This is a genomic window from Neobacillus niacini NBRC 15566 (assembly GCF_001591505.1).
GTDB lineage: Bacteria > Bacillota > Bacilli > Bacillales > Cytobacillaceae > Neobacillus > Neobacillus niacini.
This window is the reverse complement of the sequence record NZ_BCVA01000006.1, coordinates 1-22250: the sequence shown is the minus strand read 5'-3', so window position 1 is coordinate 22250 and position 22250 is coordinate 1. Positions and strand designations below refer to the sequence as shown.

Genomic DNA, 22250 nt, shown 5'->3' with positions numbered 1-22250 from the left:
CTTCGCGCACCTTAGGGCGTGCCGTGGATCCTCCTCGGCGCTAAAGCGCCTGTGGGGTCTCCCCAGCCCCGTACTCCCGCAGGACATTGAATTCCTCCTCGAATCCGCCCACGCACGAAGAAAATGCGATAGCATTTTCGAGGAGTCTTCGTGCCTTCCGTTCCAATCAACAGGGTGCAATATCAGCAGTTAAATGAACAAACCCTAAAAATTTAAAAAACCGTTCCTATAAAATAAGAACGGTTTTCCTTATTAATTAAATCCCTTGATTAAATATATCCGTTAGAACTGGGACGATTTGTTTCTTACGGGAAACTACGCCCTTAAGAACGGCTGTATTATTCTCTAAAGTAACATTGTATGCTTTTTCAACTGCATTGGTTTTACTGCCTAATGCTAAACCAACAGAGTCATTTGTTAAAATATCTGTTACCACAAATAAGAATAAGTCTAGATTTTTTTCTTCAATATTTTTATTGATCGCAGCTTCTAATTCTGCTTGGCGTGCAAGCACTTCTGCCGTATCAACTGCATTAACTTGTGCGATTTCTACTTTACTTGAACCCATTTCGAATTCTTTAGCGTCCAGTGTGATTAATTGTTCAATCGTTTTATCGCTTAAATCTGCACCTGCTTTGAGCATTTCTAAGCCGTAGCTTTGTGCGTCAACACCTGCAATTTCAGCTAATTCTTTCGCAGCCGCAACATCTTCAGCTGTGCAAGTTGGAGATTTAAACAGCAATGAATCTGAAATAATCGCTGATAGCATAAGACCGGCAATTTCCTTTTTGATTTCCTTGCCATTTTCTTTGTACATTTTATTTAAGATGGTTGCTGTACAGCCTACTGGCTCACAACGATAGTACAAAGGATCACTTGTTTCGAAGTTAGCGATACGATGGTGGTCGATTACTTCTAAAACACGAACATCAGCGATATCATTAGCACTTTGCTGGCGTTCATTGTGATCAACTAAAATAACTGAATTTACTTCAGAAGCTACATTTTCCACTAAGCGTGGTACTTCTGCTTTGAACGTTTCCAGAGCAAATTGAGTTTCACCATTCACGCTTCCTAAGCGAACTGGTTCTACATCCATCCCAAGTTGTTTTTTCAAATCTGCATAGGCAATTGCAGAACAAATCGTATCTGTGTCAGGGTTTTTGTGGCCGAAAATAAGTACTTTTTCCATTTTTTTGACTCCTAATCGTATTAATATATGTAGACAAGCTCCATTACTGAGTTTGACCCTAACGAAAATTATATCCCATTCTTACCCAGTATTCAAAAAAAAAAATTAAAACCCAGCCGACGAATGAACATGTTCCTGGCTGGGTCACTATATTTATTTTACTCCAAGAGGGACAACCCTTTGTCCTATCGCTGCAATTAATTCTTTTGGCATTGGGAAGCTAAGTGCTGCCGGGTCTTTCATCACCGCTGGCAGCGTTTGTGCGAGATTTTCTTCAGAAATATTGTATTGTTTGAAATCGGAAGGGAGTCCAACCTTGTGCTGAAGCAAACGTATCTTTTCCACAACCTTTACTAATGCTGCTTCTGCAGTTTCCCCTTTGACCTCAACGTCCAATGCAGAAGCAAGCTCGTTTACCTTTGGCAGGTATAATGCAGGAATCATCTCCATTACAATAGGCAGGAAGACGGCATTTGCCAATCCATGTGGAATGCGGAATAATGCACCGTAGGCGTGTGCCAGGTTGTGTACCGGTATAGCATTTAAGGCAAAGCTAAAGGCAGTTATCCCCATTAAACTGGCTTGCAATAAATCCATTCGAGCACCTAAATTCGTCCCATCCGCTACAGCGACTGGAAGATTTTTTTCAATTAACCGAATTGCATGAAGGGCATGAGCGTCTGTAAGCGCTGTTGCGGTTGGCGAAGCAAGGGCTTCGATTGCGTGTGTTAAAGCGTCAAAACCGGTAAAAGCCGTGATGAATGGAGGAAGTCCGACGGTTAAATCAGGATCAAGAATTGCCATATCGGCATTAATGAATGGATTAATGATATTAGTCTTCATTTGAATCTCTTCATTGAAAATAACCGCTATCGGTGAAACCTCTGACCCTGTACCCGCAGTTGTTGGTATCGCAATATGCGGAATCGGAATATAGTTTGCCTTAGGGAATTGTTCATATAGCAGTCCGCCTGGTATGGCATCCTTTATATCGGATAATCCTTTATGAAGTGCATATTTTACCCCTTTTACGGTATCAAGAACACTGCCCCCGCCAACTGCCAGCAGGGCGTCTCCGCCTACTTCTTTTACATAACGGACAGCATCATTAATACAGCGGCTTTCTGCATCCTGAGAGATGTCTAGAAACTGGCCAACTAACTGTGGCCCGCTTCCATGACCAGTTAACTGAAATATTTCTGCAACCTTTTGGACGACACCTGCTGCCTCAAGCCCTCTGTCACTTAAAAGGACAACTCTTTTTGCACCTAGTCCTGCAAACAAGCTCGGTACCATAGCCCTAGAATTTGAACCGCTGTAAATACCCGTGCGAAGCATAAACTGTGATAAGGATGTTTTCATATTCTTCACCTCTTCATTAGTTTTGGCCAAACAGAATGCCATACCAGTTGCGTCTTTCAAGCTCCGGAGACATGGAAGTGTGTACATGCTTTGTTTGTGTATAGGCGTCTAGTGATTGCTGTCCCATTTCTCTGCCAATCCCGCTTTGTTTATAACCGCCAAATGGAGCATCGCTTCTAAGCATATGCCAGTCATTTATCCAAACCACACCTGCCTGCAGTTTTCTTGCCACTTCATAGGCTTTATTGACATCACGTGTCCAAACACCTGCAGCTAAACCATAAATGGTATCGTTGGCCATCTTAACGGCTTCTTCTAACTCAGAATAGCGAATCACACATAACACTGGTCCGAATATTTCTTCCTGTGCAATCTTCATATCATTGGTCACATTGGTAAAAATGGTTGGCTCTACAAAATATCCATCTTCACAGCCTGGAACCTTAACTTCCTTCCCACCACAAACAAGAGTGGCTCCTTCTTGTTTACCAGCTTCAATGTAAGAAAGGATAGTCTCCTTTTGTTTTTTAGAAATAACCGGACCTACATCTGTCATTGGGTCCAGAGGATTGCCCAGCTTCAACTTGCTAGTTAACCCTGCTAGACCTGCAACAACTTGATCGTACAAGGAATCTGGTACAAACAGGCGGGTTCCACTCTCACAAAGCTGACCAGAATGTAAGAATACTCCAAACAAACTGCCTGGGAGAGCGATGCTTAAATCCGCATCCTCTAAAAGTATGTTTGGTGACTTCCCGCCTAGCTCCAAGGTTGTCTTTTTAATGGTTTCGGAAGCCAATCCCATAATTCTTCTTCCTACTTCTGTTGAACCAGTAAAGGCAACCTTGTCTACCTTCGGATGACGAACCAGCGCTTCACCAATTTCAGCCCCAGGACCAGTAACCACGTTAATAACACCTGGCGGCACAACATTAGAGATTATTTCAGCCAGCTTAAGAGTGGATAACGGGGTATAGCTTGCTGGCTTAATCACAACTGTATTCCCCATTGCTAACGCAGGAGCAATTTTCCAGGTTGCAATAACCATCGGTAAATTCCAAGGTGTTATCGCTGCGCAAACTCCAATTGGTTCCCTCCAGACAAAGTTATGTGCGGGTCCTGGAAATGGCGGCACCGGCAAGGTTTCGGAGAACGGATATTCTAACGTAAAATTTGCAAGTGTTTGGAACAAATCCACCATTTGTAAAATATCACTATTGCCAATTCGGCGTACTGTACCGCCAGAACTAATTGCTTCTAAGTACGCCAGTTCCTCCGCATGCGCCGCAATTTGATAGGAAATCGCATAGAGTACTTTGGCTCTGTCTTTCGGATTCATACTTTTCCATTCGGTGTTGTCAAACGCATCTCTTGCAGCCTGAACTGCACGATCTACATCTGCTGAGGTACCTTTTGCCACTTTTGCTACAAGCTCACCAGTGGCTGGGTTAAAGACATCAAAAGTTTCTTGATTACTTGCAGGTTCCCACTTTCCATTTATAAACAGCGGGAATTGTTGAACTTCGACTTTTACTGTCATTTTCGTTCCTCCTTTTTAATAAAGGCTAATTTTGTGTAGATTGTTGTTAAAATCTTAAAGGCGATTTTAACTTATAAAACACCTAGTTCGCTATCTGAGAATCTATAAATCTCTTCGATTTTTTTGCCTTTTGCACGTGCGAGGATATCCATTCTTACTGACAGTTGTCTAAGCGTAAACTCCATCACCAATGCGGGATCTCCGCCAAATGCACTTACCTCCCTTCCTGCTATACCTTCTTCATTTAACCTTAACGCTAATGGAGTCAGTTCTGTCATTTTTGCTGCTACGTAGTCAAAGAGATGAGGGTGCTCACAAATTAAACGTTGAAGCAGGAATGTGCCATATCCAATATGCCGGGACTCATCCTTTTTCAAATGACCAATGCCCTCTAAGAGACCTGGCATGATACGAGCATTTTCTAACGCTTGATAAAAGGAATAATAGCCCGTTTCAGCTAAGACACCTTCGACAAACATGTTATACACAACGGAGGCTTCGGCTATTGCTGCTGGAGATTGGTCCGTCACGAGACGTTCCATTGTAGTTGGAAGAAGTTCATAGAAGATTTTTTTATACGTATCTGTGTGGAAATGTGATAAATCGCCTTTTTCACCAATTGCATTTAATACTAACCGGAAAAATTCGGTATGCTTGGCTTCTTCATATAAAAATGTGGTTAAAAACATCTCTTCCTCGAGACGCCCTTCTTTTGCAATGGCCATGATTAAGGGGAGCAGATCTAGTGTCACGGCTTCCTCCCCTGCTTGAAACTGTGAAATCAAACGGAGAATATCTTCCTGCTGATCAGTATTAAGTTTTTTCCAGTCATGCGCATCCTGACTAAAATCAATGTCAGCGGGGTTCCAAGTTCCTAACCTTTTTGCTTTTTGATATAAACGGAAAGGGAATGAATCCTCCAATAATCCTCTATTACTTGTCGTTAACATTTTTCTCTCTGTCATATAGGCCTCCTAGTACTTCATCTCTATTTCTGTAACTGTTTTCCGCAAATGGGTTTTTAAAATTTTTCCAACACCGTTCCTTGGCAATGTCTCAAAAAAGACAATTCTTCTAGGAGTTTTGTTTTTTGCTAAATGCTCCTGACAATAGCGAATTAATTCTTCTTCTGTTACTGAAGATCCTGGTCTCACCACTACGCAGGCAACCATTTCTTCACCCATCTTTTCATCAGGAACACCAACAACTGCGACTTCGGATACTGTTTCATGCGTATTTAAAATTTCTTCAACATCACGCGGATAAACATTAAAGCCGCCGCGAATAATCAAGTCCTTTTTTCGGTCAACAATATAGACATACCCTTCATCATCCATTCGTGCCATATCACCCGTATGTAACCAGGAATCAATCAGGACTCGTCTTGATTCTTCAACATTTTGATAATAGCCTGGTGTTACGTTTTCGCCGCACACACAAAGCTCCCCAACCTCTCCACAAGGTACCTCGTCACCATTGTCAGCAACAATTTTCACCTCTACTCCCGGAATCGGGATTCCTACAGAGCCAGGTTTAATTTCAATTCCATCTTTATGAGCTGTCACAATAGGAGCAGCCTCCGATAAACCGTAGCCTTCGTACACCTTAGCACCAAACTTTTTTTCAAAAGCATGCAGCAAGGCGACAGGAAGCGGAGCAGAACCGGAGCTTACTGACTCAAGGCTGGAGGTGTTAAATTGATCAGCATAAGGATTGGATACTAATGCATGAATCATCGCTGGTACGGCCGAAAAGGTTTTTACCTTATATTTATCAATCGCTTTCAAAACTTCTCTTGTGTCAAAGGTGGAAAAAATGACAATCGAGCTGCCTACGGATAAGCAAATATTAGAAATGGTCAGCCCATAAACATGTGCAAGCGGCAGAACGCCAATCGTTGTTCCTCGTTCAAGGTCATTATGCTTTATTGAATTTTGAGCGTTACTCGTTAAATTTTTATGAGTTAATTGAACACCTTTCGGATTACCTGTAGTACCAGACGTGTAAAGAATAACAGCGGTGTCATCATCCTTCCTCGTACTGCCAGAAGCAAAAGAACCCTCACCTTTTACTTCATAAAAGTTTAACCTTTTTTCACTTGAGGGCTGATCCACAACAATCACTAATGGTTGAGAAGGTAACCCCTCAAGTGATTTTTCAACATTTACTAGAACAAGTGAGGAGGTAATCACTGCTGTTGCTCCAGAGTTAAGTGCAATATAATACAATTCTTTTGGATGGAGGGTGAACATAACAGGTACGATAATAGCACCCGCTCTTGTAATCCCCTGATAAGCAAAGATGACTTCTGGACAGTTTGGCATACAAACAATGACTTTATCACCCTCAGCAATACCATGGTGACGGAGCCCGTTTGCCAACTGGTCAGCAAACATCTTACATTCAATGTTGGAATATTGCTTTTCATTAAAATGTAAAAAAGGATACTCGCCAAAATGACTTATGTTTGTTTCAAGCAAATCACTTAGCCTCACTTCACCAACCAACTCCTTTTAAGGAACTATTAGAAAAGCTGTTCTAAAATTTAGAGTATCTACGTCATTTTTGTAAACGCTATCATTTCCTCGCATTATCACCCCCTCTATTAAGCTATTATTTACATTGCATGTGCGCCACCGTCCACGACCACAATGTCCCCTGTGATAAAATCAGAGGCAGGTGCTGCTAGGAATAGTGCAACTCCCTTTAAATCTGTATCTGAACCAAACTTATGCAATGGAGTGCCTTCGAGAATTCCTTCACTGACTTTGTCTAGCAATCCTTTTGTCATTTTTGTAGGGAAAAAACCTGGAGCTATTGCATTTACATAGATTCCGTGCGGGCCCCATTTAACTGCTAAATCCTTTGTAAACGTAATGACTGCTCCTTTAGAAGTGTTGTAGCCAATCGCATTCATATAGTTAGGATTACTTCCCTTAAGCCCTGCTACAGAGGCAATATTTATGATTTTTCCTGATTTCTGCTCAAGCATTACTTTTCCCACAGTCTGTGACATAAGGAATGTTCCCGTAACATTGACGTCAATTACTTTCTTCCAAGCCTCGAGAGGCATCTCTTCCGCTAAGGCCCCCCAAGTCGCACCACTATTGTTTACCAGGATATCGATTCTTCCAAACCTTTCTATTGTAAGGTCAACTACATTTTGTACATCCTCTGGATAGGTTACATCGCATTTTATAGCAAGACTCTCCACGCCGATTTTCTTTAACCCTTCACTTACCTCCTGACAAGCCTCAATTTTCCTAGAACATACCACTACATTGGCACCGGCTTCCGCAAACCCTTCAGCAATTTGCTGGCCAAGTCCCCGTCCACCGCCTGTAACAATTGCGACCTTTCCTGTCAAATCAAATAACTCTTTCACATGCATCGCATATTCCTCCCATGGCTATATTTACTCTCTCGCTATCAAAACACTTTACATACTAACTAGTTGGTATGTAACAATAGAAACTTCTAATAAACCCAGCCAATAGAACAGAGTTCTCTTTTGGCCAGGTTATCAAAAAGTTAGTATTGGCTAAACAAAACTTCCCCTTTTAATACTTCCCTTCCATTTTGGTTTACAGCCTGAACCTGAAAGCGCAGTTTATTGTCAAGTGCTTCCTTTAAGGATGCTTTAAGGGTAATGACATCATTTAAAAAGACCATCCCTTTAAATCGAATAGAGTAATCCTGGACATATCCCTCTTCAAAATACGGCGTAAATAGCTTTGCAAGGTTGCCCATAGTCCACATACCATGCGCAATGATCCCTGGCAGTCCGGCTTTCCTCGCTTCCTCATCGATCGTATGAATGGGATTAAAATCGCCGGAGGCACCTGCATATTTTATTAAATCAATTCGTGAGACCGGGTCTAGCTGAACTTCTTTAATGGATTCACCCACCTGTAATTGCGTAAGAGTACTCATTTTGTCAGCACCTTCCTCACTGCTTCCGAAATAACAATAGTAGATGTCGAACTAAATATCATTTGGCCAGTTAAATCTTCACCAAAGCTTTCTAAGACAAGAAAACCCATTTCACCAAAATTCCCTTTTCTCTCAAAGTATTTTTTCACTTCGAAGTAACAAAGAAGTTCCTCGCCAATCACTAGAGGACGCTTATAATGAAAGGTTTGCTCACCGTGAATTAATCCTTTATCTGGCAGATTCAATCCCTCAATCTCCCCATAATCAAACGTTCTTGGAAATGTTGGCGGTGCAATATTGTTTTGGTAGCGTGAATTTTTTCCGGTTTCTTCATCAAAATAAATAGGATGAAAGTCTCCAATGGCCTCTGCAAATTTCTTTACTGCACCTCTTTCCACGACGTTTTTCACTTTCGTGGAACGTTTACCAACTTGTTCACTAAACAATTTATCTTCCCCTCGCTTTTATCATTTAATTTTTGGGTCCGCCTGCTACATAAATAACCTGACCATTTACAAAAGAAGATTTTTCATCGGCAAAGAATGCCACAGCATTGGCAATATCCGCAGGCTTCCCACTTCTTCCAACAGGAATGCTGGCTACACTGTGCTGGATTAATTGCTCAAATGGAACTCCAATCCTATCAGCAGTTTCCTTTGTCATTTCCGTCTCAATAAACCCTGGTGCAACAGAGTTTGCTGTAATACCATATCTCCCCAATTCAATCGCAAGCGTTTTTGTGAAGCCCTGTAATCCTGCTTTTGCGGCAGCATAATTTGCTTGACCGCGATTACCAAGTGCTGAGGTCGAGGATATATTAATAATTCGGCCGTATTTGTTTTCAACCATATATTTTTGCGCGGCACGTGCAGCGTTAAACGATCCTTTTAAGTGAACATCCATGACAGTCTGCCAATCTGAATCTGTCATTTTGAATAATAAGTTATCACGAATTACTCCTGCATTATTAACGAGAATATCAATCGAACCAAATGCCTCGTATGCCTCCTTGACAGCCCCCTCTACTTGCTGTGCATCTACTACATTTGCAACCTTTGAAAATACATCATAACCTTGTTCTCTTAGTTCATTTGTGGTTGCTGCTAAAGCTTCTTCATTTAAGTCAATGAAGGCTACTTTTGCGCCTTCTTCCGCAAAATGTTGAACAATTCCTTTTCCAATCCCACGACTTCCGCCTGTTACAAACGCCACTCTTCCTGTAAATCTTCCTGACATTTCTTTTCCTCCAAACTTAATCTATTAAACTAGCAGTTAGATAACGCTTTCATTTATTTATACGTATTGACCAACTTTAACATGTCCTCTAATTAAATTCCTTGCAATAATCATTCGTTGAATTTCGTCGGTACCGTCATAAATTCTCCAAAGTCTTGCTTCACGGTACCAGCGCTCAATTGGTAATTCTCTCGTATAGCCCATCCCGCCATGAATTTGCAGGACACGGTCGACAACCTTATTCCCCATATTCGAACCATATAGCTTTGCCATTGAAGCTAGATGGCGATTATCTTCTCCGTGATCAAGAGTGAAAGCAGCGTTTAATACCAGCCATTTAGCTGCTTCAATTTCAACTGCAGAGTCAGCAATTTGCCACTGAATGGCTTGTCTTTCTGCAATAGGTTTTCCAAAGGTAATCCGTTCCTTTGAATAATCAATGGCCATCTGCAATAATCTCTCTGCTGCTCCTACAGCTCTGGCACCGACTACCCACCTAGCAAATCCTATCCATTCCAGTCCTAGATTGTAACCTTTGTGTAATTCACCAAGGATATTCTCTTCGGGAACTCGAACATTCTCAAATACAAGGCCGGCTGGTCCCCATTCTCCCATAGTATGTATATACTCAGATTTCCAGCCCATAGCCCGGTCAACAATAAAGCATGTAACACCTTCACGGCCCTGTGTTGATTGATGCAGTTCTTTATCAGTAATCGCTATCGCCATGACAAAATCTGCTTCATTTCCTCCTGTTATAAATGTTTTTTCGCCATTCAACACCCAGTCATTTCCATCCTTGACAGCAGTCATCTTGATATTTCTAGTATCTGACCCTGCACCTGGCTCCGTCATTGCAAAGCAAGACTTTTTCTCGCCATTAATCGTAGGGATTAGATATTTCTTCTTTTGTTCTTCGTTACCATAATAAAGGATATTGTCTGCTGATCCGCCAAAGCTGAAAGGTACAAACGTCTTTGAAACCTCCATCAGGACGATCGCCATCATCATTTGGCCAAGGTTAGCGCCGCCATACTCTTCTGGTGTATTTATTCCCCAAAAGCCAGCTTCTTTTGCTTTTAACTGGAGTTCTTTTAATACTCCTGCAGGAAGGCTTGGCTTTCCTTCTCTTTCATTTCTTAACACTTCATTTTCTAAGGGGATTAACTCTTTTTCTACGAATCTTCTAATTGTCTTTTGGACCATTTTTTGCTCATCTGTCAGACGTAAATGCATACCTTTCACTCCATTCATTTTTTAGAATTTAGTATAATAGCCGCTAATATTATTATGCTGGCAAGACCGGTTACATACCTACCGGTTGGTATGTCTATTTAATTTTATTCTGAACTTTCAGATAAAACAAGTTTTTTATTCAAATATATGATACTTTTTAGATTGGCTGTGTTACATAGACCTGTTGATTTACACTCCAGGCACTTCGCGCACCTTAGGGCATGCCGGGGAGCCTCCTCGGCGCTGAAGTGCCTGTGGGGTCTCCCCTGCCCCGTACTCCCGCAGGACATTGAATTTCTTCCTCGAATTCGCCCACGCACGAAGAAAATGCGATAGCATTTTCGAGAAGTCTTCGCGCCTTCCGTTCCAATCAACAGGGTGCAAAATCAAAATTTTTCTTTAACACAGCCTATAGTTATACAAACCACTAAAAAATCAGCAAGTTCATATTCTTAACTTGCTACCTTCGTTAGAATGTTCCCGGTTCTGAGAAAATTCTCCATCCATTTTCTGTCTTTTGAAAGCTTACATGAACAAATTCATAGGAATTCGTTTCACCAACTGGAACTTTCATGTCAACTTCCATTTCATTTCCTTTATCCTTCTTTTGGACAACTTGTGCTTGTTGATAATTTAGAAGTGATCCTCCATCTGCGTTGAGTTGAATTAGCTTACCAAAAAACTCAAAGATTGTTTTCTTTTTCTGAAATGAATCTATTGCACTAGTTGTAAAAGAACTGGATAAATACTTCACCAATTTTGCGTGTGTATCCAAATCTTTACCTAGATATCGATACTCCTGGTCATTAACCATTACCTTTTCCATTTTACCCTCGGGATATTCTCCACCACTCATGACATACCAGTATTGACTTGCCGCTTCCCTCACCTTTTGAATAATCAACTCATCTTCTAAGCTGCTATATTTACTGATATATTTAGGAGGGTTACTAGTGATAAAATTTACTTTTGGCATCATTTTTTCTGCTTGCATTCTTAAAGTTTGGAAATAACCTTTTGTTGGGACGACGGAATTTAAACTCATCCCCTTATCAATAGCGTGAATAGCCTGTTCGGGAAGATTCGCTTTCAAATGGGCATCTGCTAAATAATACCAATAGTAAGCTGCGTCCGGTACCTCAGCTATTCTTCGCTGATAATAAGTAATCACTCCTTGAAAATAGGATGGATAGTACTCTCTATCAGATATAACAGAGTCACCTTTCCATGTTAATAAATCAATCTTATAGGCATCTGCCATATCACGCTTCCAAACGGCCAGCCTCGTTTTTTCTGCGTCTTCAAATCGAACGGCTTCCATTTCGTTATACGTTAATTCTTTGAGTTTTGTCAGTTTATCCTTCTTCCAATGAAAAATTTCAAGAAGACTTTCTGCCGACCCTTCTGACTGCCACCCCAGAAGCAATTCCTTTTTTTTATCCCCCATCACATCTGCAGCATTGGCCCAATGAATCTTATTGCCAGAACCTTTCGTAATAAATATTTTTTCCCAGCTCTTTGAATTTTTCTTCAAAACAAACGCTCCCACTTGACTATCATGACTCGTGGATTGATAAAAAACGAGTGCCTCGTCTCTTCCATCACCATCAAGATCAACACTAACAACTGGTTCCATTCCAACTGGTCCATCGGGGACTGTAAGTTTTGAACCCTTAGGTAAATTTCTTTGAGCGATTGAAACTAAGTCTTGTCCTTGATTCACTGCCTTTGCTTGTTTAGGAGCCTGAATTAAACTTTCTGGAGCAGGAAATAAATTGCAGCCGTTGAGCAAAACCATTATAAAAACAACCATCACAGCGGCTTTTTGCCTCTTGCCTTTCATACCATCACTCGCCATCATAATATCTATCATAAGGGAAGTCGTATTTCCGCAGTTGTTCCGCTGCCCACCTTACTCGCTAGGGAAAAAAGACCATGATGTGCTAGGATAATCTCCTCAACAATAGCTAGTCCTAATCCGCTTCCGGCTGCTTGTGACTTCCCTTTGAAAAATTTGTCTTTTACAAACTTAAGCTCTGCATCTGGAATTCCAATGCCGGTGTCGTTAATCGTGATTACTGCTTCTTTCTTATCCCTTACCAATTGGACCGTAATTAATCCGCCGCTCGGTGTAAACTTCAACGAGTTATCTAGTAGGTTTATCAGGACCTGTTTTAAACGATTATAGTCTGCAGAAATCTCCTTTACCGACTCGTCAATTTCCACCATAATCTTCAGATTTTGCCTAGCTCCTCTGGGCTCCAATTGCTGGACAACTTGCTTAATTAAAACTGGCAGATAGACCTCTTGAAAGACCAATGGAAGTCTTCCAGATGATAAGCTTGAAAAATCCAATAATTCATTTAACAAGCCGTTTAAGCGATCACTTTCGTTGGAAATAATTTCTAATCCATCCTGAAAAAAAACATCCTCAGACATAGAATGTAAGGTCACCGCCCACCCTTTTATAGAAGTTAACGGTGTCCTGAGTTCATGTGACACGGAAGCAATAAACTCATTCTTCAATTGTTCATTTTTTTCAATTTTCTTGGCCATATAGTTTAACGTATCCGCTAACTTACCAATTTCATCGTCTTTTTCCTTTGGAATGCGGGTCGAGAGCTTGCCAGAAGCCATCTGCTCCGCTGCTATTGTAATCGCACTTACTGGCTTTGTGATGGTATTCGCTAAAAAGAGACTCATTATAGCAGCAGCTAAAATAACAATTCCACCAAAGGATAGGAGTAAGAGTGTATTTTGAAAATGGATCTCGTTAACCTTCTCTAACGAAGTCGTAAAGCGTATGGCTCCTATTACGGTACTCCCGCGTTTTAGGGGCTGTGTTACAATTAATACCCGTTCATCCTCTACTACCGTATCTAAATATCCTGTTGTTCCCATTAAAGCTGATCTGACATCATCATACTTGCTTACATTTTGGTCTGTACCTTGATGTGTATCTGCTAGTATATGCCCATTTTCATCAATTAATTGCACCTGTGCATTAACGAGAAAATTGTATTGATTTAATAGATTTACTGCATCAGGTTTTAAACGATAGTCTATGATTTCCTGTTCATAGAAAGAAGAGAACATCGTTCCCTGATCGCGTAAGGCCTGCTTCATACCATCTACATAATAGAGTCTCAGCGCTAATAGTAACATGGTTTCAAATAAAGCCACGCTAAAGATGATTAACAGCAAATAACTCCACACTACTCTTCTTTTAATCCCTTTTTTCATTCCTGTTTCTCACTCTCATGGAAACAATAGCCAAAACCCCAGATGGTTTTAAGATGAATGGGCTGAGAGGGATCGTCTTCTATCTTCTCCCTTAATCTTCTAATATGGACATCTACCGTTTTCGGGTCGCCAAAATAGTTGACTCCCCAGATTTCATCTAATAGTTCATCTCTTGTAATTGGTTCATTAAACCGAGCAAAGAATAACTTTACTAACTGATATTCTCTTGCTGTTAATTTAACTAGCTTTCCCAATTTATAAAATCGCTGTGTTTTCAGTTCCAATACAAATGGTCCTGTCCTGATTTCGTTTACTGGGGATTTGGGTGCAGCTAGGTTCGTTCTTCGTAAGACAGATCGAATTCTTGCTACTAATTCTAATGGATTAAACGGTTTCACAATATAATCATCTGCACCTAACTCTAATCCCATAATTTTTTCCATATCCTGCCCCCGTGCTGATACAATTACAATCGGTAATTCCGGATGAGTTTCTCTAAGCTTTGTACAAATTTCAAACCCATCCATATCTGGAAGCATTAAATCTAACAATACTAAAGCAGGGGACTGGTCATGAACAAGCTGAATTGCATCTTTCCCGTCCCCCGCTTCTAATACTTCAAAGTTTGACCTTTGCAAATTAAATACAATTAACTTCCGAATAGGTATTTCATCCTCTACCACTAAAATCTTAGCCTCAAACATCCTATTTTCCTCACAATTTACGAATATACAATCTTCTATTATTTTACATCTCCGTTAAAACTTAGAAAAGTGTTTTCTGAGGATATTGTAATAGATTGAGATTATGACGTTAACCAGCCATTTCCTTTCGCAGCGTTTTGTTCATAAACGTTTTTAATTGTTTTATCGCACGGTGCTGTGTAGTTTTCACCTTACTTTCCTTCCAGCCTAACACCTGAGCAGTCTCTAGAATTGAGAGCTCTTGAATATAGCGAAGAATAATCACACTTCTTTGATCGACCGTACATTTTTCTAAGCAGCGGTACATTAGCTTCGTCTCTTCCGATTGGAAAATTATTTCCTCTGGTAATGGTGATTCATCTTTTACCTGTAGGTCAAAGATTTCAACTTTTTTGATCATTCGCTGGTTCAAACCTTTTTGTTTCCGAAAAAAATCAATCGCTACATTACGAGCAATGGCATTCAGCCATGTTTTCTCACTGCTCTCTCCCTTGAAATGCTGGTACGATTTTAAAACACGTATATATACTTCTTGCACAAGGTCTTCCGCCTGCTCACGACTCTGGACCATATAATAAAGAAAATTAAATAAATCACTATGATATTTTTTATATAAATCATTAAAAATGGTTTCCAAAAACATTTCACCGCCTCTAATCTACCTGTAAATCATACATTTTTCTGCCAAAAAAAGGGTTACACATCGGTAACCACTTTTCAACAAGGTTGTTACCAATTTGTAACCTTTTTAATGTTAGTATGTAGATTTCCAGGTTTCAGATATTCCAAATTACCCGATTTTTTAGTAGTATAGATTATGCAACTAATTTTTTTTGAAATATCGTAGGGAACTTTCCTTCCACGAGAGGATAGGAGTATTAAATGAAGAAAACGAAATTAGTCATTCTTTACTTAATTACTAGCTTAATTTGGCTTTACGCAAGTAATTATATCCTGACACATTATATCCCTTTGGCCCTTGTTAATTACTTTGAACGGGGGAAGGAAATTTTCTATATTCTTGTGACAGGTGGAATTTTTTATTTTTTCATTCTAAAAAAAGAAGAACTGGATACCACGAAAGAACAAGAACGGCGTTTATCCACTCTTATCAATTCAATGGTAGATTTTGTAAACTTTAAAGATGGTGAAGGACGCTGGATTCAAGCCAATGACTTTGGACTGCAATTATTTCAGCTTGAGAATGTTGATTACTTAGGAAAAAAAGACTCTGAATTAGCAGAATACACCGAGTTCTATTCAGATGCGCTAAAATACTGTGAAGTATCTGATGAAGAAACATGGGAAAATGGTACCGTTACACGTTGTGAAGAGGTCGTTCCACTGCCTAATGGAACTTCTAAAATATTTGATACGATTAAAGTTCCATTATTTCATGATGATGGGAGCAGAGAAGGTTTAGTTATCATTGGTCGTGATATTACGACACTAAGGCAAACAGAGGAACGTTTAAACAGAACAGAAAAATTATCTGTAGTCGGCGAATTATCAGCTAGTGTTGCTCATGAAATTCGGAATCCCCTTACCTCTTTAAAAGGCTTTGTGCAATTACTTCAAATGGAAGATGATAAACATCAGGATTATTATCAAATCATGCTAGATGAATTAAATCGAATTAATCATATCGTAGGTGAGCTCTTACTTTTAGCGAAACCACAGCATTTAAAATATACAGAAATATCGATCCAAAAAATATTAAAGGATGTCATTTCCTTATTAGCCGTCGAAGCTACCTTATATAATGTTCAGATTGAATCGCATTTTCCAAAAGAGGATATCATTATTGAATGTGAGCCAAATCAGTTGAAACAGTTATTTATTAATTTAATAAAAAATTCAATTGAAGCTTCGAAAAGTGATAGTAAAATATCGATTTATCTTGGTCTAAATGAAGAACACCAAGTAGCCATTACAGTAAAAGATCAAGGCTGCGGTATTTCAAAGGAACTTCTACAAAAGATTGGTGAACCTTTTTATTCATCAAAAGAAAAAGGGACAGGCTTAGGATTAACTGTCAGCTATAAAATTGTTCAATCCCACAAAGGGGCTATTAATTTTGATAGTGAAAAGGGTATCGGAACCACAGTTAACATTACCCTGCCACTGGAACAAGCTTCTTCAGCTGATATCCGTCACTCAAAAGCAACCGTATAAAAAAAGTTCCTTTACAGGTTTGTAAAGGAACTTTTTTTATGCAGATTGTTTACCAGCATTATCTTTATTTGTATGTTTACGTCGAATTTCTATTAAGCGTAATCGAATGATAAAGGCTATTTCTAATAAGATTCTTTTCCAACGTCTTGCTTTTCTCTCTTTTGGTCCATACACATAACGATTCCAAAGGTAATAAACAGACTCCTCGAGAATAATGAAAAGTATATATATTCCTGCAGCCATCCCAATCCAGTACCACATTTTAAGAATCCCCTTTCTCACGTTATACTTATACTTAGCTGTACTTTGTTCTCATCCTCATTATACCTCCTACATCTTCGACAATTCAGAAATTTCAATCACCTTATAATTACAAATTTCAACATAAATAAAGGCTGCGCTAATGAAGACTAATGATTTTAGAACCTGTTGATTGGAGCGGAAGACGCTCGACTCCTGCGGGATGATCGAGCTGAGTGAGACCCCGCAGGTCGGAACGACCGAGGAGGCTCACGGGCTAGCCCGCTGAAAGCGTAGCGCATGGAGCGCAAATCAACAGCCAAGTCTAACACAAAAAAACGCTCGAACTTGCCTTAATGCCAGGCTTCCAAGCGTTTCTTCAAGCTATATTATTAATTAGGTTCTTTATATGTTTTTGCACGTTCACTGTCACTCATACCTTTAGTGGTTGGATCCTGTACGATGCCCATTAATGACAATAAAATAAATACAGCATTAATAAATGTTAAAATGGATTGCTGAATCGCATCTGACAGTTGAAAGTCAGTAATACCTAATGCATTCAATCCTCCTAAAAGCATTTGTGCCACAATCATTAACTGCGCAACAAATGCCATAACCCAGCTTCTATTCTTAAAGCGGACCTTCCAGTTGATCATTCCCCTATCCCCTTTCTATGTTAGAGATGTCCTTTCTACTAACATATGCTTGGACTGAAAATGGTTGTCCGCAAATATCACAGTTTCAACAATTAAACCTCTCTTCTCATGGCTCTCAGTACATCTACCTTTGTTGCCCTTTGTGCAGGACGAAGACCTGAAAGTATCGTGACTCCATAACAGATGACAATACAGATAATTGGCAGACTTAATGGAATATCACTAAAGATGAGTTCAGGAGGTGTTTCTTCCCCAAAAGCCTGCTTAATAATTAAAGGTATAACAATATTGACAGCATAACTAATCCCGTAAGAAACAATTGTCCCAATCAACGCACCAATCAAACCAATATAACTGCTCTCTAACAAAAAGATTTTCTTAATGATACGAGGATTTGCCCCAATCGCTTTCATAATTCCGATATCGGGTGCACGTTCTGTTACCGCCATCGTCATCGTATTATAAATACCAATGGAGGCAATTAGAATCGCTATGGTCCCAATGAAGATGAGTCCTGCCTTGGCAATCGCGAACATCAAATTAACTTCCTTTAATTCATTTACTACGGAATAGGTGGCATAGTCTTTTTCCTTAAGGCTATCCACAATGCCTTGAACTGCTTCCATGTTTTCCGCATATATCTTTACATCATCAAAGGTATTTTTTGAAGCTTCTAAATCTGCTGGCTTTACCTGTTCAGCTGAATCCAATACAATTCCTTTTGGTGTTCCGGTAAACTCTTCGATATCCTTTAATAGTTCCTCCGAAATATAGACACTTCTGTCTTCTGCCCATTCCTTCGTTGGTTTTTTAGAAATCCCTGCAACTTTTACTTCAAATACTTTTTCTATTTGCTTACCTTCTTCTAACTTCCTAACAGTTAAATGGATGGTTTCTCCAATAAGCTTCCCGTTATAACGAAACTCTTCTTTTAATTGACCTTTGTCATCAAACATTTCTTCTGTTTGTTCACCTTGAACAGCTAAGTTAAGCGGAAAATTATAACCGACTACTACTTCAGTCTTATCCTTAGCAAGGCTGCCCTCTGACAATTCAAAACCAGCACTAATTTCAGATGGAAAGTTCGCTACCACTGTTTGCGCACTCTGATGATAATCTCCAATGGAATACTTTCCTTCCTGCTGAAGCATTATTCTTCTTGTTACCGCTTTTACATCAGACATCTCTTCAAATATTTGAACGTCCTTACCATCTAACTGACGATACCCTCCATTCTCACTTGTTTCCTGACCATAGACGTCTATTTGAGTCATGATTCGTCGTTCTGTTATTTCCTTAACCACTGATTTTTGTAATCCGAAGCCAACAGAAGCAAGGACAATTAAGAAGGCGCAGCCCATTGCTGTGGCTAGGATCGTCATATAAACTCTTGTTCTGTTTTTCTTCATATTTTGGCGGACGAAACGGAATTGATCTTTTAGCTTCATATTAGCACCCCCTCTTTTATTCGTCCGTCTTTTAATTCAATCGTTCGGTGACCAATCGCAGCAACCTTTTCGTCATGTGTAATGATTAAGAAGGTTATACCCAAATCGGTGTTTAACTCCTTGATAAACTTCAATAGATCTTCTTCCGTTTCACTGTCAAGACTTCCAGTTGGTTCATCCGCTAGAATGATAGGTGGATTCACTATTAAAGCACGGGCAATACTAACTCTTTGCTGTTGTCCCCCTGATAATTCTCCGGGATAATGATCCTGGTAATCTAGTAAGCCAACCTTTGCAAGCATTTCCTCTGTCTGTTTTTTCCTTGCTGCTTCGCTGATTCCTTTTAAAATTAATGGAAGTTCCACATTTTGAAAGGCTGTCATACTAGGAATCAACTGAAAGCTTTGAAAAATAAAACCAAGGTTTTTAATTCTAAAATCTGCAAATTTTGATTCATTCATTTGCGAAACCTTCTCGCCATTAATCCAAATTTCGCCCTCTTTCGGACGAATAAAACCACTTACCAGATTTAATAAAGTGGATTTACCCGAGCCACTACGGCCTACAATCGTGACAATCTCCCCTTTTTCAACCTCAAAAGAAATATCCTTAAGAATAGGTATAAATGTTTGCTTTCCTTTTTTACCAACCACAAATTCATGACTTAAATGGTTAATCGTAATCATAATATCCTCCTGTGTCCCTACTTCACCTTAATAGACGATGAGTGATTATCAAACCCCTACAGGTTTACGAAATTTTTGTGTATTCATTATAAAAGGCTATGATTGGAGTTTTTTTGCTAAAAAAATTATAATGAATAAAGCAAAAATCCCTTTGAAAGTAAGGAGACAAAATGGAAAAACTACGCCCCTATTGGGAAATGACTGTTCGTTTCTGGAAAAAGAAGCACATTACACAGTTTTTATTATTAATCATATTAATCGTCGTTCTTGTAACCATTGTTTATTTCGGCTGGCTTGCAACTAGAGCGAATGTACAGTCATTAAAGGAAGGTCTAAGCCAACCGACTGTCATTTATGACCGCAATAGCAGTGTTGCGACAAATGTTGCAACCAATCGGACTGGGGGAATTACGATTGAAGAGCTCCCGAAATATGTTCCTGGTGCAGTGGTCGCCATTGAAGATGAACGCTTTTATGAACATAATGGATTTGATATTAAAGGCATTACGAGGGCTTTTTTCAACAATTTATTTGCGGGAGATATTACGGGCGGCGGCAGTACTTTAACACAGCAATTAGCGAAAAACGCCTTACTTTCTCCTGAACAAACCTATAAACGGAAAGCGGAAGAGTTATTTTTGGCAGTGAAGATCGAGAAGGTCTATAAAAAAGATGAAATCTTACAAATGTACTTAAATCAAGTTTATTTTGGCAGTGGTGCATGGGGAATCAGTAATGCGTCAAAAAGATATTTTAATAAAGAGATTACGAATGTTACCATTAGCGAGGCAGCACTGCTCGCTGGGTTATTGCAATCACCGAGTTACCTTGACCCAACAAAAAATTATGACGCGGCAATGAAACGAAGAAATGTCGTTCTTAGCAAGATGAATGAACTTGGGATGATTACGAAGGAACAATACACATCGGCAAAGAAAGAAAAAATTGAAATTAAAAGTGGATCCGGTAGTTTTGTCGAACGTAAATATCCTTATTATGTGGATGCGGTCCTAAACGAAGCAATCTCTAAATATGGATTAACACAGGAAGAGATATTAACGAGGGGTTACCGAATTTATACAGAATTAGACCAAAACCTGCAAACTGGACTCGAAAAGGTAAACAACAATAAATCCCTGTTTCCAAGAGGGTCTGGTAATAGTATTGTTCAAAGTGGATCTGTCTTAATGGACCCGGCTTCGGGAGGTGTACTGGCTCTAGTTGGAGGACGTGGTGAACATGTGTTTAGAGGCTTTAACCGTGCTACCCAATTAAAGGCGCAGCCAGGTTCAACGATGAAACCCCTTGCCGTTTATACACCTGCCCTTGAGGAGGGCTACACTTTTGATTCAGAACTCGTTGATGAGCCTACTTCTTTTGGAGAATACAACCCTGAAAATTTCTCAAAAACATATCAGGGTAAGGTTCAGATGTATAAGGCTTTGGAAGATTCCTTAAATGTGCCAGCAGTGTGGCTCTTAAATGAGATTGGTCTCAAGAAAGGCTTAGACAAGCTCAAAACCTTTGGATTACCAGTTGAAGAGGAAGATAAACACTTGGCAATCGCCCTAGGCGGGATGAGCAAAGGAATCTCTCCACTTCAATTAGCGAATGCATTCTCCGCATTCCCAAATGACGGAAAGCGACAAGACAGCCATCTGATCACAAAAATTGTCGGCCCTACCGGAAATATCATTGCGGAACGTGAACCAGAAACCACTAAAGTAACTTCAAAGGGAAATGCTGATAAGATGACAGCCATGCTTCTGAATGTGGTAGAATCTGGTACTGGGAAAAACGCACATATTCCTAATGTTCAAATCGCGGGAAAAACAGGTTCAACACAACTTCCCTTTAATGATATAAACGGAACGAAAGATCAATGGATGGTCGGTTACACACCTAACTTAGTAGCAGCGATATGGATAGGCTATGACCAAACTGATCGACAGCATTATCTCCCAAGCAGCGGTTCTGGTAATGTTGTCCCCATTTTTAAAGAAATCATGAAATCATCAATCCCTCATATACAAAATGAGACTTTTGATGTCGTTTCGATTAATGACCAATTAGCTGGTAAAACACAGACAAGAGAAGAGATAAAAGAGCAGGCTGAAAAAATCAAAGAGGAATTAAATCAAAATGCCCAAAAGCTCGGTGAAAAGATTCAGGAACAAGCCCCAGTGTGGAAAAAAGGCTTAGAGGATGTTATGTTTTCAATTGGAAAACGCATTGATAACGTCATTCAAAAACTAAAGGAATAGCACGCCCTATCGGCGTGCTCAGATTGTCGAGAAAGATATCTTTCTCGGCAATTTTTATTTTTCTGCCTGCCCAAATGTCTGTTGATTTCCGCTCCACTAAGGAAAGCTTCTTAGGTTAATCATCGCAGGGACAGGCGGTCTTTACCTGGACCGAGGTGATTCGCTTTCCGCGGGCGTGCCGGGGAGCATCCTCAGCGCTTAAGCACCTGCGGTGTCGCTCCAGCACCTCTGCATTAACCCAAAATACTTTTCCATATCAGGCTTGGGTCACCCCAACACCTCTGCATTGACCCAAATTTCTTTTCGTGCCAGGCTTGGGTCACTGCAGCACC

The 22250-nt window shown here is 39.9% G+C and carries 20 protein-coding genes; 2 read left to right on the top strand and 18 right to left on the bottom strand.

The features are described from left to right. Nucleotides 1–256 precede the first annotated feature (256 nt). The 14 genes from BANA01_RS07315 to sigX all read right to left on the bottom strand — a co-directional run bounded on the left by BANA01_RS07315 (nt 257) and on the right by sigX (nt 15083). Entirely contained in the window at nt 257–1192 is a 936-nt protein-coding gene (locus BANA01_RS07315) for a manganese-dependent inorganic pyrophosphatase (protein ID WP_063252322.1), read from the bottom strand. 153 nt (nt 1193–1345) lie between these two features. Next, a complete protein-coding gene (locus tag BANA01_RS07310) occupies nt 1346–2554 on the bottom strand; it encodes an iron-containing alcohol dehydrogenase (RefSeq protein WP_063252320.1) in 1209 nt (402 codons plus the stop codon). A 16-nt stretch (nt 2555–2570) separates the two neighbouring features. Further along, on the bottom strand, nt 2571–4094 hold the full coding sequence (locus tag BANA01_RS07305; protein ID WP_063252318.1) for an aldehyde dehydrogenase family protein: 1524 nt from the start codon (nt 4092–4094) through the stop codon (nt 2571–2573). 71 nt (nt 4095–4165) lie between these two features. Next, nucleotides 4166–5059 (bottom strand): R2-like ligand-binding oxidase, encoded by an 894-nt coding sequence (locus BANA01_RS07300; protein ID WP_063252317.1) that lies wholly within the window; start codon nt 5057–5059, stop codon nt 4166–4168. A 9-nt stretch (nt 5060–5068) separates the two neighbouring features. Further along, nucleotides 5069–6589 carry an AMP-binding protein gene (locus BANA01_RS07295; protein ID WP_063252316.1) on the bottom strand — a complete coding sequence of 507 codons (1521 nt, stop codon included), beginning with the start codon at nt 6587–6589 and terminating at the stop codon, nt 5069–5071. Between the two features lie 122 nt (nt 6590–6711). Then, nucleotides 6712–7485: an SDR family oxidoreductase gene (locus BANA01_RS07290; RefSeq protein ID WP_063252314.1), complete on the bottom strand. Its 774-nt coding sequence runs from the start codon at nt 7483–7485 to the stop codon at nt 6712–6714. Nucleotides 7486–7625: 140 nt separating this feature from the next. Continuing rightward, nucleotides 7626–8027 carry a MaoC/PaaZ C-terminal domain-containing protein gene (locus tag BANA01_RS07285; protein WP_063252313.1) on the bottom strand — a complete coding sequence of 134 codons (402 nt, stop codon included), beginning with the start codon at nt 8025–8027 and terminating at the stop codon, nt 7626–7628. Beyond that, nucleotides 8024–8473, bottom strand: coding sequence for a MaoC family dehydratase N-terminal domain-containing protein (locus BANA01_RS07280; RefSeq protein WP_063252311.1), 450 nt, complete (start codon nt 8471–8473; stop codon nt 8024–8026). Before BANA01_RS07280 ends, BANA01_RS07285 begins: the two co-directional genes overlap by 4 nt. Before the next feature lie 25 nt (nt 8474–8498). Then, nucleotides 8499–9263 (bottom strand): 3-oxoacyl-ACP reductase FabG, encoded by a 765-nt coding sequence (gene fabG / locus BANA01_RS07275; RefSeq protein ID WP_063252309.1) that lies wholly within the window; start codon nt 9261–9263, stop codon nt 8499–8501. Between the two features lie 57 nt (nt 9264–9320). Then, nucleotides 9321–10499 carry an acyl-CoA dehydrogenase family protein gene (locus BANA01_RS07270; RefSeq protein ID WP_063252307.1) on the bottom strand — a complete coding sequence of 393 codons (1179 nt, stop codon included), beginning with the start codon at nt 10497–10499 and terminating at the stop codon, nt 9321–9323. A 469-nt stretch (nt 10500–10968) separates the two neighbouring features. Next, a complete protein-coding gene (locus BANA01_RS07265) occupies nt 10969–12372 on the bottom strand; it encodes a DL-endopeptidase inhibitor IseA family protein (RefSeq protein WP_063252306.1) in 1404 nt (467 codons plus the stop codon). Then, a complete protein-coding gene (locus BANA01_RS07260) occupies nt 12369–13742 on the bottom strand; it encodes a sensor histidine kinase (protein ID WP_063252304.1) in 1374 nt (457 codons plus the stop codon). Before BANA01_RS07260 ends, BANA01_RS07265 begins: the two co-directional genes overlap by 4 nt. Further along, nucleotides 13739–14446, bottom strand: a complete 708-nt coding sequence (locus BANA01_RS07255; protein WP_063252302.1) for a response regulator transcription factor — start codon at nt 14444–14446, stop codon at nt 13739–13741. The genes BANA01_RS07260 and BANA01_RS07255 overlap by 4 nt, the downstream gene beginning before the upstream one ends. Nucleotides 14447–14555: 109 nt before the next feature. After that, nucleotides 14556–15083, bottom strand: a complete 528-nt coding sequence (gene sigX, locus BANA01_RS07250; RefSeq protein WP_063252536.1) for an RNA polymerase sigma factor SigX — start codon at nt 15081–15083, stop codon at nt 14556–14558. 245 nt (nt 15084–15328) lie between these two features. On the opposite strand from sigX, the gene BANA01_RS07245 reads away from it, so the two are divergent. Next, nucleotides 15329–16621 carry an ATP-binding protein gene (locus BANA01_RS07245; RefSeq protein ID WP_063252300.1) on the top strand — a complete coding sequence of 431 codons (1293 nt, stop codon included), beginning with the start codon at nt 15329–15331 and terminating at the stop codon, nt 16619–16621. Between the two features lie 36 nt (nt 16622–16657). Here the strand turns inward: BANA01_RS07245 and BANA01_RS07240 are convergent, their stop codons facing one another. The 4 genes from BANA01_RS07240 to BANA01_RS07225 form a co-directional block, all read right to left on the bottom strand. After that, on the bottom strand, nt 16658–16882 hold the full coding sequence (locus BANA01_RS07240) for a hypothetical protein (RefSeq protein WP_063252299.1): 225 nt from the start codon (nt 16880–16882) through the stop codon (nt 16658–16660). Nucleotides 16883–17253: 371 nt separating this feature from the next. Then, the gene (locus tag BANA01_RS07235) at nt 17254–17520 is read right to left on the bottom strand and encodes a phage holin (protein WP_063252297.1); all 267 of its coding nucleotides are present in this window, start codon (nt 17518–17520) and stop codon (nt 17254–17256) included. 92 nt (nt 17521–17612) lie between these two features. Beyond that, nucleotides 17613–18968, bottom strand: coding sequence for an ABC transporter permease (locus BANA01_RS07230; protein WP_063252296.1), 1356 nt, complete (start codon nt 18966–18968; stop codon nt 17613–17615). Beyond that, nucleotides 18965–19654: an ABC transporter ATP-binding protein gene (locus tag BANA01_RS07225; protein ID WP_063252294.1), complete on the bottom strand. Its 690-nt coding sequence runs from the start codon at nt 19652–19654 to the stop codon at nt 18965–18967. The genes BANA01_RS07230 and BANA01_RS07225 overlap by 4 nt, the downstream gene beginning before the upstream one ends. A gap of 170 nt (nt 19655–19824) precedes the next feature. On the opposite strand from BANA01_RS07225, the gene BANA01_RS07220 reads away from it, so the two are divergent. Then, nucleotides 19825–21918: a PBP1A family penicillin-binding protein gene (locus BANA01_RS07220; protein WP_063252293.1), complete on the top strand. Its 2094-nt coding sequence runs from the start codon at nt 19825–19827 to the stop codon at nt 21916–21918. Nucleotides 21919–22250: the final 332 nt, after the last annotated feature.